The sequence below is a fragment of the Paraburkholderia sp. Ac-20342 genome, from assembly GCF_017104985.1.
In the GTDB taxonomy this organism is placed as follows: Bacteria; Pseudomonadota; Gammaproteobacteria; order Burkholderiales; family Burkholderiaceae; genus Paraburkholderia.
Genome location: NZ_JAAGPQ010000068.1, coordinates 35,324 through 47,690 on the forward strand (window position 1 = coordinate 35,324; position 12,367 = coordinate 47,690).

10 protein-coding genes and 1 pseudogene are annotated in these 12,367 nt (G+C 66.5%); 9 read left to right on the plus strand and 2 right to left on the minus strand.

What is annotated here, in order from left to right; translation table 11 throughout:
- The first annotated feature begins 29 nt into the window (after nt 1–29).
- The 4 genes from hpaD to hpaI all read left to right on the plus strand — a co-directional run bounded on the left by hpaD (nt 30) and on the right by hpaI (nt 2,992).
- A complete protein-coding gene (gene hpaD / locus G3N58_RS24170; protein WP_205990887.1) occupies nt 30–893 on the plus strand; it encodes a 3,4-dihydroxyphenylacetate 2,3-dioxygenase in 864 nt (287 codons plus the stop codon).
- Between the two features lie 19 nt (nt 894–912).
- The gene (locus G3N58_RS24175) at nt 913–1,311 is read left to right on the plus strand and encodes a 5-carboxymethyl-2-hydroxymuconate Delta-isomerase (protein ID WP_167285064.1); all 399 of its coding nucleotides are present in this window, start codon (nt 913–915) and stop codon (nt 1,309–1,311) included.
- Nucleotides 1,312–1,374: 63 nt separating this feature from the next.
- Nucleotides 1,375–2,178 carry a 2-oxo-hept-4-ene-1,7-dioate hydratase gene (gene hpaH, locus G3N58_RS24180; RefSeq protein ID WP_167049661.1) on the plus strand — a complete coding sequence of 268 codons (804 nt, stop codon included), beginning with the start codon at nt 1,375–1,377 and terminating at the stop codon, nt 2,176–2,178.
- 10 nt (nt 2,179–2,188) lie between these two features.
- Complete coding sequence (gene hpaI, locus G3N58_RS24185) at nt 2,189–2,992, plus strand: 4-hydroxy-2-oxoheptanedioate aldolase (protein WP_206000397.1); 804 nt, start codon at nt 2,189–2,191, stop codon at nt 2,990–2,992.
- 79 nt (nt 2,993–3,071) lie between these two features.
- On the opposite strand, the pseudogene G3N58_RS24190 reads toward hpaI, so the two are convergent.
- Together G3N58_RS24190 and G3N58_RS24195 are read right to left on the minus strand one after the other, a co-directional pair.
- Nucleotides 3,072–5,456: pseudogene (locus G3N58_RS24190) on the minus strand (bifunctional diguanylate cyclase/phosphodiesterase).
- Nucleotides 5,457–5,619: 163 nt separating this feature from the next.
- Nucleotides 5,620–6,765 (minus strand): GGDEF domain-containing protein, encoded by a 1,146-nt coding sequence (locus G3N58_RS24195; protein ID WP_206000398.1) that lies wholly within the window; start codon nt 6,763–6,765, stop codon nt 5,620–5,622.
- A gap of 667 nt (nt 6,766–7,432) precedes the next feature.
- Between G3N58_RS24195 and bcsD the strand changes: the two genes are divergently transcribed.
- From bcsD to G3N58_RS24220, 5 genes are all read left to right on the plus strand, one after another.
- Nucleotides 7,433–7,888 (plus strand): cellulose biosynthesis protein BcsD, encoded by a 456-nt coding sequence (gene bcsD / locus G3N58_RS24200; RefSeq protein WP_167049669.1) that lies wholly within the window; start codon nt 7,433–7,435, stop codon nt 7,886–7,888.
- Between the two features lie 115 nt (nt 7,889–8,003).
- A complete protein-coding gene (gene bcsP / locus G3N58_RS24205) occupies nt 8,004–9,170 on the plus strand; it encodes a cellulose biosynthesis protein BcsP (RefSeq protein ID WP_206000399.1) in 1,167 nt (388 codons plus the stop codon).
- Entirely contained in the window at nt 9,167–9,952 is a 786-nt protein-coding gene (gene bcsQ, locus G3N58_RS24210) for a cellulose biosynthesis protein BcsQ (RefSeq protein ID WP_167285057.1), read from the plus strand. Before bcsP ends, bcsQ begins: the two co-directional genes overlap by 4 nt.
- Nucleotides 9,949–12,156 carry a UDP-forming cellulose synthase catalytic subunit gene (gene bcsA / locus G3N58_RS24215; RefSeq protein WP_167285056.1) on the plus strand — a complete coding sequence of 736 codons (2,208 nt, stop codon included), beginning with the start codon at nt 9,949–9,951 and terminating at the stop codon, nt 12,154–12,156. Before bcsQ ends, bcsA begins: the two co-directional genes overlap by 4 nt.
- Nucleotides 12,157–12,159: 3 nt before the next feature.
- Nucleotides 12,160–12,367 (plus strand): hypothetical protein (locus G3N58_RS24220; RefSeq protein WP_206000400.1); only part of this gene is annotated, 208 nt, incomplete at its 3' end.

Consider the following 12,367-nt stretch of genomic DNA (forward strand, 5'->3'; position numbering starts at 1 on the left):
GCGACGCCAGGCCGACAAAGGAGATCGCGATGGGCAAACTCGCGTTGGCAGCAAAAGTCACTCACGTACCGTCGTTGTATCTGTCCGAACTCGACGGTCCGCACAAGGGCTGCCGCCAGGCCGCCATCGACGGTCATCATGAGATCGGCCGGCGCTGCCGCGAACTCGGCGTCGATACGATCGTCGTCTTCGACGTGCACTGGCTCGTGAATAGCGAATACCACATCAATTGCGCGCCGCAATTCGAAGGGGTGTACACGAGCAACGAACTGCCGCACTTCATCAGAAACATGCCGTACGCCTACCCCGGCAATGCCGGGCTCGGCCATCTGATCGCGGACGTCGCCAACGAAATGGGCGTGAAAAGCCGCGCGCACAGCGAGACCACGCTCGAACTCGAATACGGCACGCTGGTGCCGATGCGCTATATGAATAGCGACCAGCACTTCAAGACCGTGTCGATAGCAGGCTGGTGCATGTGGCACGACCTCGCAACGAGCGCGCGTTTCGGTCTCGCGGTGCGCCGCGCGATCGAGGAGCGTTACGACGGCACGGTCGCGATTCTCGCGAGCGGTTCGCTCTCCCACCACTTCGCGAACAACGGCACGGCCGAACAATTCATGCACAAGGTATGGAGCCCGTTTCTCGAACAGATGGACCGCAGCGTCGTGCGTCTGTGGGAAACCGGCGACTGGAAGACGTTCTGCGACATGCTGCCGCTCTATAACGAAAAATGCTGGGGCGAAGGCGGCATGCACGACACCGCAATGCTGCTCGGCGCGCTCGGCTGGGATCGCTACGACGGCAAGGCCGAGGTCGTCACGCCGTATTTCGGCAGTTCGGGCACGGGGCAGATCAACGCGATCTTCCCGGTTACGCCGCTACCCGTCTGACACTCGCAAAGGAATCGCCATGCCCCATCTGACACTCGAATACAGCGCCAATCTCGCCGACGCACAACGCATCGGCCGGTTATGCAAAGACCTCGCGCAGTGCCTCGATGCGCAGCGCGAGAACGGCGAGCGCGTGTTTCCGCTCGGCGGCATTCGCGTGCGCGCGTTGCGCTGCGAGCAGTACTGCATCGCCGATGGCCGGCCCGACGCCGCGTTCCTGCACGCGAACCTGAAGATTGCCGCGGGCCGTTCGGAAGCGGTCAGGAAGGCGAGCGGCGATGCGCTCTTCGCGCGGATCAAGCAGCACTTCGCCACGGAGTTCGAACAGCACGGGCTCGCGTTGTCGCTCGAAATCAGCGAGTTCAGCGAAGCGGGCACCTGGAAGCATAACAATCTGCACGCGCGGTTGAAGGGTTAGGAGCGGAGTTAAAAGCGCGGGGTTAAACGCAAGAGCTAAAAGCAAAGAGCCGAGAATCTCACCATGCTAGACGAACAGACCATCCGCGATCTCGCGGCGCAACTCGATCGCGCGGAGAAGACCCGCACGCAATTGCGCCATTTTTCCGCGCAATATCCGCAGATGACCGTGCAGGACGGTTATGCGATCCAGCGCGAATGGGTCAGGCTCAAGCTCGCCGAGGGCCGCGTAATCAAGGGCAGAAAAATCGGCCTGACCTCGCGCGCGATGCAGCGCTCGTCGCAGATCGACGAACCCGACTATGCACCGCTGCTCGACAGCATGTTTATCGAAAACGGCCAGGACATTCGCGCGGACCGCTTCATCGCGCCGCGCGTCGAAGTGGAACTCGCGTTCGTGCTGAGCAAGCCGCTGAAAGGCCCCGGCGTCACACTATTCGACGTGCTCGACGCGACCGCTTACGTGAGCCCGGCCGTCGAGATCATCGACGCGCGCATCGAGCAGTTCGATCGCGAGACGCACGCACCGCGCAAGGTCTACGACACGATCTCCGACTTCGCCGCGAACGCGGGCATCGTGCTCGGCGGCCGGCCCGTGCGTCCGCTCGACGTCGATCTGCGCTGGGTCGGCGCGCTGCTTTATAAAAACGGTGCGGTCGAGGAAAGCGGACTCGCGGCAGCCGTGCTCAACCATCCGGCCACCGGCGTCGCCTGGCTCGCGAACAAGATTGCTCCGTATGACGAATCATTGAACGCGCACGACGTGATCCTGAGCGGCTCGTTCACGAGCCCGATTCCGGCGCGCGCCGGCGACACGTTTCACGTCGACTATGGCCCGCTCGGCGGCATCGGTTTGAATTTCATCTGAGAGCATCGACATGGTCCTGCCGAACAACCCCTTCAAACGCGCGCTCGCCGAAGGCAAGCCGCAATTCGGCCTGTGGGCCGCGCTCGCCGACGCGTACGTGACCGAATTGCTCGCCACCGCCGGCTTCGACTGGCTGCTAATCGACAACGAGCACGCGCCGAACGACGTGCGCAGCACACTGTCGCAATTGCAGGCGGTGGCCGCGTACCCGTCGCATCCGGTCGTGCGACCGGTGCGCAGCGACGCCGCGCTGATCAAGCAACTGCTCGACATCGGCGCGCAAACGCTGCTGCTGCCGATGATCGACACGACCGCGCAGGCACTCGACGCGGTCGCGGCCACGCGTTATCCGCCGCAGGGCATTCGCGGCGTCGGCAGCGCGCTCGCGCGAGCGTCGCGCTGGAATCGCGTGCCCGATTATCTGCACACCGCGGGCGAGGAATTGTGCGTGATCGTGCAGGCGGAAACCGTGCATAGCCTCGACAATCTAGCGGAAATCGCGCGTGTGGAGGGTGTCGACGGCGTCTTTTTCGGGCCATCGGATCTGAGCGCGTCGATGGGTCTACTCGGCAAGCCGGGCGACGCGCGCGTGCGCGACGCGATTCGCCACGGCATCGATACCGTGCGCGGCGCGGGCAAGGCAGCAGGCGTGCTCGCGCCCGACCCGGCGCTTGCCGCCGAATATCTCGCGGCCGGCGCGAGCTTCGTCGCAGTCGGCACCGATACGGGTCTGCTGAGCCGCGCGGCCGCGGATCTCGCGGCGTCGTATAGAAATGCGCCGGCTGTGGCGGCGGCGGTTAAGGGTGGGTATTGAACGGGATATTGCGCAGATACAGAGCGGCTACGGGTAGGCACCCAACGTGGACTTGAGCATGCATCGGGTATCCAAGGCGTTAATCCCGCCCCGGCCACGGCAACCCGCGCGCCGACCAGTCGAGCTCGACACCGATCACACACCGCCCGGCAGCAAGATGCTCGGCCAGCGTCACCGCGATACAGGGCCGTCCCCCGCACGCGAGCGATAGATACGGACTGCTCGTGATCTCCTCGCCCGGCATCAGCACCGCATTGCGGAAGTAGGGCCGATGGTCCCAGCGCGCATCGTACGGATTCGCGACCGGCTGCAGCGACGCCATGGCCTCGCTCCATGCCGGCCCGCGCACTTCGTGGCCGATCTGCCGGCCGGTCTCGTCGAGCACGAAGCAACTGATGCTGTGTTCGAGGCGCACGAGCGCCTCGAACGCGTCAGCCATCGCGGCGCCGGCGAGCAACGCATCGGCGGCGCGCCGCAGTTCGCGCCGGTACGGCTCCACCTCGGATTCGAACAACGCATGCTGATGCGCGCGCCCCTGCGCGATCACGTCGAATGCATCGTCGATCTGCCGGCGCACCGACTCGGGCGACGCAATCTCGCTCGCGGGCCGGCCAAGCAGATAGCCCTGCGCGAAATCGACGTTCGACTCGACCGCGAGAATCAGCTCGTCGGCGGTCTCGACGCCCTCCACGACGACGAGCATGCCCGCCTGATGCAGCAGCGACACGAGCGTCGGCAGGATCGGCTGCTGCGTATGCTGCATGGTCGCGCGGATCAGTTCGCCGTCGAGCTTGACGAGGTCAGGGCGAATCCTCAGCAGCCGGTCGAGATTCGATTGCCCCGCGCCGAAATCGTCGACGGCGATCAGAAAGCCGTGCCGCCGGTACAGCGCGGCCGCGCGCGACATATCGTCGACGCTGCCGCCGTGCGATTCGAGAATTTCGAGGATCACGCGCTCGGGTTCGAGCCCCGCGCCGCGCACGATCTTCGTCAACTGATCGGCGTAGCCGTCGGCGATGAAAGTGGCCGGCAGGATGTTCAGGAACAGCCATGCGCCGCCGGGCAACTGGCGGCATGCGTTGCCGAGGTGTACCGCATGGCTCGCGCGATCGAGCGCGCCTTCGTCGCTCGACGGTTTCGGCGCGAACATCACGACCGGCGGCACGAGCGTGCCGTCGTCCCGCTCGCCGCGCAACAGCGCCTCGAAGCCGACCTGCTTCTGATGCGAGAGGCTGTAGAGCGGCTGGAAGTGCGAGATCAGATGGAAGCCGTCCCAGCGATAGCGCGGCGCCTCGCCACTGCCTTGTTCGCTGCCCTGACTATCTTACGCACCATCCCGCGCGCCGTCCTGCGCCGAAAGCCCGCCGAACGTCGGCTGCCGTGCGTCGAGCGGCAGGGCACGTTCCGCGCAAACGCGGTTCCTGCCCGAATGCTTCGCACGCAGCAGCGCTTCGTCCGCGCGATCGAGCAGCACCATGAAGCTTTCGCCGCGCCGATATTCGGCAACGCCGAAGCTCGCGGTCAGAAGACCGTCCGGCCGCTCGATCGCGCCAATCGCGCCGCGCAGCCGCTCGGCCAGTTGCAGCGCGCCGGCGAGATCGGCGTCGAGCAGCACCGCGAACTCCTCGCCGCCGACGCGGCTCGCGCCGTCGCACGGCGTCACCTGCCCCATCAGCACCTGCCCGACCTCGTGCAGCGCCCGGTCGCCGACCGCATGGCCGAAGCGGTCGTTGAGCGACTTGAAGCTGTCGAGGTCGAGAAAGATCGCGCTGATGCGCGCGTCCGGCGCGAGCATCGCAAGCCGCTCCTCAGCGCGCTTGACGAACGCGCGGCGGTTTTGCAGGCCGGTCAGCGGATCGGTTGCGGCGAGCTGCGCCAGTTGGCTCTCGAGCAGAAAGTGATTGCGCCGGAACCGGTAGAAGCCGAAATGAAACACCGCCGCGGTCGGTGCGCCGACCGCGACGACCCATGCCCACACGGCCGCGTCGATGTCGCGCGGATGGCTCTTACCGAGCAGCAGTAGCGCGACGGCCACCGCATAGAACAATGCGCTGCCGGTGAAAAAATGCACGGGCGTCAGCCACAGCGGCGCCGCGCAGATCGGGATCACGACGAGCGCGGGCAACAGCCACATCAACGGATGCGCGACGCCACTGGCATTGAGCACGAGTCCGCCGATCAGCACCTGCATGTATACGACGCCGATCGCGCCGAATAGCCACGTCGACTTCGTGCCCGGGATCGCCAGCACCAGCAACGCGAGCACGAGCGCGCAAAGCAGCCGATAGCCGAGCGGCGCGACGGTGCCGCCCGCGAGATCGCGCGCCGCCACCATGCACAGGAACGCGATCACCGTGAAAGCCATCGTCACGGTGGACAGCGGCCGCTGATGTTCGAGCGAGCGCCGATGAAAGCGCTCGCGCAAACCGGGCTCAGGCTGGTGCTGCGTCGGGATGGCAGACATAGAACGGTATCGGACTGGGGTTCGGGTGACTCCGCCAACGGTTAACGGCAAACATCTTACAAATATTTATGGCTCACTTCACGGCGGCGCGCAGCGAGGTGACGATGCGGGCTCGTCCCGCGAGCGGCCGCTCCGCCTGCACTGCCTACATCTCCTACCCCACCTACGCCGCCATCACGCGGTTGCGCCCCGCCGCCTTCGCCGCATAGAACGCACGATCGGCGCGGCTCATCAGTTGCTCGAGCGATTCGCCGCGCCGGTGCTGGTCCACGCCGACGCTGAACGTATAGCGCAGGCCGCGCGGCAGCACACCCGGTGCGCTCGCCGCGAGCCGCGCGCGCAGCCGTTCGAGCAGCACGACCGCCTCGGCGACCGAAGTCGCCGGACACAGCACGCCGAACTCCTCGCCGCCGAGCCGCCCGAACACGTCGCCGACACGCAGCTCGCGCGCGACGAACGCCGAGAAATGACCGAGCACCTCGTCGCCGGCCGCATGACCGTGCGTATCGTTGACCGACTTGAACGAATCGATGTCGACGATCGCGAGCGCGACCGGCGAGCCGCTGCGCAGCGACGCGTTCAGCAGCGCGCCGCCGATCTGCAGGAACGCGCGGCGCGATAGCGCGCCGGTCAGGTCGTCGACGTTGGCGAGCCGTTCGAGCCGCTCGGCGAGGCGGTCGTGCGCGAGCATCACGACGCCGATCGACAGGAACGGCGGCGCGAGAACGCCGACCGCGAGAAACACGATATTGGACGGCGTGACCTGCATCAGATCGGTCTGCGCAATCAGGCCGAAGCCGTAGAGGATGCCGCGCGAGGCGTGCCCGGCGCCCAGCAGCAGCGCCACGGTCGCGATGAAGTAATAGCTGTAGCGCGGCCGGTGCTCGGGACGCCCGCCCATCATCAGCACGAACAGTTCCGCATAGAGCACCGCGTGATACACCGACACGACCGTCACGCGCGCGTTGAAATTCGGCGCGACGAAGGTCCAGTAGCCGATGGCGGCGAGCAGCGCCACGAGGCCCGCATAGGCGCACCACGGCCGCGTGTTCCGCCCCAGAAAACGCAACGCGCCTTCGAGCACGAGCAGCAGGGCGAGGGCAAGCAGTCCGTTGGCCGCGACGAAGGTCAGCCAGCGCGACGCGTGCCCCTGCGAGGCAAAGGCGAGCAGCGCGACGATCGCGCACACGTTTGCCACAATCCAGCAACCGACGCCCGGAATCGCCGCGCGCCATAACGAGCCGAGCACTGCCATTGCCATCGCGCCCGACAAGACCGTGACCAGCAGAATCGTAAGTGGATTGAGCATTGCAATCTGTTTGAATCGAACAACGTCGCAAAGCATTCGGCGTGCTTTGCGCTGGCCTCTTTGATCGGCTCGCGCCGATTATTTCCTGCAACTCGTACGGACGATTCATACATCGAGCCTCGAGGCGGCTGTTGGTCCGCGCCTGTCCGCTTTCATGTCGCCCCGCTCGCCCGACGAGCCTGCGGAAAAAAATTCCGCTACTGGCGCATCCCCATGCGCGTGGCCCTATTGTGCCTCATGCCTGTGACAGCGATCGTCGCGCGGCCTGCGCCGGCGCGGCAGACGTTGTTCCGGCGCGACCCCGATACCGCATCCGGCGCGCAATGCGAAGACGCGAAACAGGCCGTCATGGTCGGCCGATATGCCGAAGGCGAATCAGGCACCATGCGGCGTCCAGCGGGAGAAAACGTTTCAATAGAACGTCACAGGCAAAAATTACGCTGTTGCGTCGCCGCCAATCCAGGTCAATCAATGTACAAGCTGACGATTGGAAAGTAGCTAAAAGTCAGTGCCTTCAGTAAACTTCGTCCGAAGTGTGCCGGACAGACTAGACAGCGCGGTAAAAGAGACGTAAGGCACGCAATGCGCGAATTTCCGAAATGCCTTTCAACCTGCCCGACCGTTGTATCCGCTCATGCGGATTGAACGACGATCGCTTCCGGAAAACATGGTCCCAATTCTCGACTACCTGCTGCAACGCCAAATCTCGCCGCAGTGGCGCGGCATGCTGAGCGCGCTCGCCAGCGAGTTCGAAGCACAGATCGGGCACGACGAACTGCGCCAGTTGATGCATCGCGTCGGCAGCCGCTTCGCCGCCGCGCATCCGCTGCCCGAATGCGCGTCGACGGTCGAGCTGGAGCAGGCGCTGAATCTCTACTGGCACGAGATGGATTGGGGCTACGTCGAACTCGCCGACGAAGCCGAGGCGCTGCGCATCGTGCACTACTGCGCGCCGCTCCAGGCATTCGGCGACGCGGCGCTCGCCTGGACGCCGGCGTTTCTCGAAGGCGTCTACCAGACGTGGATGTGCGCGTTGGGCGCACAGGGCCTGTCGGTCGCGCAGACGAGCGCGTTCGGCGCGGACAGCGCGCTCGAGTTTCGCCTGGGCCGTCATCCGGCCTGATACGAACGTACGTGCTCGCAGCATCGGTGCTGAGGGGCGCCGGCGAGTACGGGAACACCGCCGCCGAGGCCGTGAGGCCGCGCATGCTAAAACTGCTATTACAAACAACGGCATCATGAGTTCATCGAGCGATATCGAAAAACTGTTCGAGCAGTTTGGCGGCGACGCCAACGCGTATCAGGAAATCAGCCGCGAGAACGATGCGCGCATCGCGCGCACACGCTGGCCGCTGCTCGTGACGCTGGATCTGACGCAACCGGCGATTCCGGAAATCGGACAGCCTCGCGAAGCGGCACCGCAGCAGCCCGTGGCCGCGCAGCGTCGCGATGCCACCCTGAAGGACGACACGGCGGTGACGCGCGCGAATGCGCCGCTCTTCGCCCGGCCGCATCGGCGCGACATTCCACCGGTGGCCGCGGCCGCCGGGAAGCCCGTCATGCCGAGCGACGCGTCGTGGCGCTTCGGCACGCAGGACGAGGCGCTGGCGCGGGCGGAAGCGGAAGGTGCGGGTGCTGGCGCGAGTGGTGCTGGTGCGGCGGGTGCGTCTGCGGCGGCTTCGGTTGCTGTGCCGGCCACGACCCCGGCGCCTGGGTTCGCTGCGGTTACGGCGGCCGCTGTTGCACCGGCTGGTGCTTCGGGAATCGCTTCATCAACCGCGCCGGTTTTCGCCGCCGCTCCGACGGCCGCCCAACCCACGGCGCCCATCCCGCCGGCCGCCACCGTAACACCGCCCCAACCCACTGCCGCGCCGATCCCGCCAGCACCAACGACACCCGCCTGGTACGCATCGGGAACCACCACCGCGTCGGCAGCACCGAGCGCACCGATCCCGCCCGCGATGCCAGCCATAACGCCAACTGCGATGCCGCACGCAAGCGCGTCGTCCGCGCCGCAGTTCCGGGCGCCAACTGCGCCGCAACCGATTCCGCCGGCACAATCCGCGCAATCCGTGCAATACCCGGCACAACCCGCACAGCCGGCCGCCCCCGCATGGGCGCACGCCACCGCACCGGCCCAAGCAACACAACCCACGCAACCCGCCCAACCCGCCTCGATCCTCGGCAAACTCTTCACCGCCCCGCAACAACCGGCGGTGGCCGCTCACGCGCCCCCGCCGCTGCAATCGGTATTCGACCGTCTGCGCGGCACGCCCGCGCAAGCCGCCGCGATACCGACACCAACGCCGGCACAAGCGCAAACACCGGCACAGACCCACGCAGCCAGCCCCGCCGCGCCCGGCGCCCGCCCCTCGTGGCTCAACAACGGTCCGCGTCGCTCATGAAAGTCATTGCGGTGGTGTCCGCCAAAGGCGGGGTCGGCAAGACCACCCTCGCCGCCAATCTCGCCTCGGTGCTCGCGAGCAGCGGCCGGCGCGTGATCGCGCTCGACCTCGACCCGCAGAACGCGCTGCGTCTGCACTTCGGCGTGCCGCTCGACAGCATCGACGGCCTCTCGCGCGCGACGCTCGCCGGCGACCCGTGGCAAACGGTAATGTTCGACGGCGTCGACGGCGTGACCGTGCTGCCCTACGGCGCCGTGCTCGAGGACGACCGCCGCCGCTTCGAGGCCTACATCGACCAGCATCCGCAGTGGCTTGCGCAGTCGCTGCAGAACCTGCGGCTCGACGCGTCCGACATCGTCATCGTCGACACGCCGCCCGGTTCGTCGGCCTACGTGCGCACCGCGCTCACCGCCGCCACCTTCGCGCTGAACACCGTGCTCGCCGATGCGGCCTCGTACGCGGCGATCCCGCAGATGGAACGGCTCATCGAAGCCTACGCGGCGCCGCGCGCGGAATTCGGCGGCGTCGGCTACGTGGTCAACCAGATCGACCAGTCGCGCCAGCTGACCAAGGACGTGCTCAAGGTGCTGCGCCAGATGCTCGGACCGCGCGTCTTCCCGGGCGTGATCCATCTCGACGAAGGCGTGGGCGAAGCGCTCGCGTGCGACACCACGCTGATTCACTACGACCCACTGAGCCAGGCCGCCGCGGACTTCCGTTCGTGCGGCACATGGCTCGCGGCGGCGGTCGACGCGATCGCCGCGCCAAGGAGCGTCGCATGAGCCGTCCCGCTGCCTCGCGGGAGCCCGAGGGCAGCGAGCCCTCGCGCTTCGCCCGCTTTATCGACGCGCGCTTCTGGAACAGCCGCATCGTCACGGGGCTCGTCACGCTGTTCGCGCTGTACATGCTGTACTTCGTGTTCACGGTGCCGCTCGGCTTCGCCCAGCAGCTCACCTTCGCGACCTGCTGCTTCCTGCTCGCGCTGCTGTTTCGCCGCCTGCCCGGCCGTTACGCGACGATGGTGATGATCATGCTGTCGCTGGTGGCCTCGGGCCGCTATATGTACTGGCGCCTCACCGAGACCACCTACTGGGAGCATCCGCTCGACGCCGCCTGGGGTCTGCTGCTCGTCACCGCCGAGGTCTATTCGACGCTCGTGCTGATGCTCGGCTATTTCCAGACCGCATGGCCGCTGCAGCGCAAGCCGCTGCCGCTGCCCGCCAACCGCGACGAATGGCCGAGCGTCGACGTCTTCATCCCGACCTACAACGAGCCGCTCGGCGTCGTGAAGCCGACCATCTACGCCGCGCTCGCGCTCGACTATCCGGTCGAGAAGCTGTCGATCCACGTGCTCGACGACGGCCGCCGCCCCGAGTTCAAGGCGTTCTGCGAGGAAGTCGGCGTGAACTGGACGATCCGCACGCACAACCGCCACGCGAAGGCCGGCAACATCAACGAGGCGCTCAAGATCACGAACGGCGAATACCTCGCGATCTTCGACTGCGATCACATTCCGACCCGCTCGTTCCTGCAGATCGGCCTCGGCTGGTTCCTGCGCGACAAGCTGATGTCGATGCTGCAGACGCCGCACCACTTCTTCTCCGCCGACCCGTTCGAGCGCAACCTCGGCACCTTCCGCAAGGTGCCGAACGAGGGCGAGCTGTTCTACGGCCTCGTGCAGGACGGCAACGATCTGTGGAACGCGACGTTCTTCTGCGGCTCGTGCGCGCTGCTGCGCCGCAGCATGGTCGAGGAGATCGGCGGCATCGCGGTCGAAACCGTCACCGAAGACGCGCACACGGCCTTGAAGCTGCACCGGCTCGGCTACACCACCGCCTATCTGGCGATTCCGCAGGCCGCCGGTCTCGCGACCGAAAGCCTGTCCGGCCACATCGGCCAGCGCATCCGCTGGGCGCGCGGCATGACGCAGATTTTCCGCATCGACAATCCGCTCACCGGCCGCGGGCTGAAGCTCGGCCAGCGGCTCTGCTATCTGAACGGCATGCTGCACTTCTTCTACGGCGTGCCGCGCCTCGTGTTCCTGACCGCGCCGCTGTCGTACCTGTTCTTCGGCGCGCACGTGATCGAGGCCGCCGCCAGCACGATCGCGATCTACGCGATGCCGCACATGATGCACGCGAGCATTACGAACTCGCGCATGCAGCGCCTGTTCCGCCATTCGTTCTGGGCCGAGGTGTACGAGTCGGTGCTCGCCTCGTACATCACCGCGCCGACGCTGCTCGCGCTCATCAACCCGAAGCTCGGCAAGTTCAACGTGACGGCCAAGGGCGGGCAGATCGAGAAGAACTACTTCGACTGGTCGATCTCGCGGCCGTATCTGTTCCTGCTGCTGCTGAACCTGCTCGGCTTCATCGCGGGCCTCGTGCATATCTATCTGAACTGGCACGTGCGCAGCATCGTCGAGACGACGCTGCTCAACCTCGCGTGGACCGGCTACAACATGCTGATTCTCGGCGCGAGCGTGGCCGCCGCGAGCGAGCGCCGGCAGATCCGCGCGGTGCACCGCGTCGCGATGAAGATGCCGGTCATGCTGAAGTTTTCGACCGGCCGCACGCTCGCCTGCGAAACGATCGACTACTCAGAAGGCGGCGTCGGCGTGGCGCTGCCCAACCGCATCGAGGTGCCGATGCACGAGCGCGTGACCGTGTCGCTCTTTCGCGGCGACGAGGAATACGCGTTTCCCGCCACCGTCAGCTTCAGCGAGGCGGGCCGCGTGGGGCTGCGCTTCTCGTCGCTGTCGCGCGAGCAGGAGTACGAGTTCGTCAAGACCACGTTCGCGCGCGCGGACGCGTGGACCGGCTGGGCCGAGGGCCGCGAGCAGGACACGCCGCTGCGCGGCCTGTCGCACGTGCTGCGCGTCGGCGCGCGCGGCATCGCGGGCCTGTTCGAGCATATCTACGACGACCTGCGCAGTTCGCTCAAAAGCCGTCCGGCGGACGTCAAAAAGCTAAAAACCAAAGACTGATCTATGGGCTACAGGATGGCGAAGGACAATCTCGAACGCCCGGCTCACGGGCGCGGCACCACTGGATCATCGCCCTCGCGCTGTTTCGCGCGCCGCGGCACGCGGCGGCTGGGATCGCGCTTCGCGTCGCCGCTGATGCGCGGCCTCGCCTGCTGGCTCGCCTTGCAGACCGCGCTCGCCGCGCCGCTCGCGGGATTCGCGCCGCTGGCCG

Excerpts from the sequence above, each read along its gene's own strand:
- hpaD (WP_205990887.1), top strand. The coding sequence starts at position 30 with ATGGGCAAACTCGCGTTGGCAGCAAAAGTCACTCACGTACCGTCGTTG.
- G3N58_RS24175 (WP_167285064.1), top strand. The coding sequence starts at position 913 with ATGCCCCATCTGACACTCGAATACAGCGCCAATCTCGCCGACGCACAA.
- hpaH (WP_167049661.1), top strand. The coding sequence starts at position 1,375 with ATGCTAGACGAACAGACCATCCGCGATCTCGCGGCGCAACTCGATCGC.
- hpaI (WP_206000397.1), top strand. The coding sequence starts at position 2,189 with ATGGTCCTGCCGAACAACCCCTTCAAACGCGCGCTCGCCGAAGGCAAG.
- G3N58_RS24195 (WP_206000398.1), bottom strand. The coding sequence starts at position 6,765 with ATGCTCAATCCACTTACGATTCTGCTGGTCACGGTCTTGTCGGGCGCG.
- bcsD (WP_167049669.1), top strand. The coding sequence starts at position 7,433 with ATGGTCCCAATTCTCGACTACCTGCTGCAACGCCAAATCTCGCCGCAG.
- bcsP (WP_206000399.1), top strand. The coding sequence starts at position 8,004 with ATGAGTTCATCGAGCGATATCGAAAAACTGTTCGAGCAGTTTGGCGGC.
- bcsQ (WP_167285057.1), top strand. The coding sequence starts at position 9,167 with ATGAAAGTCATTGCGGTGGTGTCCGCCAAAGGCGGGGTCGGCAAGACC.
- bcsA (WP_167285056.1), top strand. The coding sequence starts at position 9,949 with ATGAGCCGTCCCGCTGCCTCGCGGGAGCCCGAGGGCAGCGAGCCCTCG.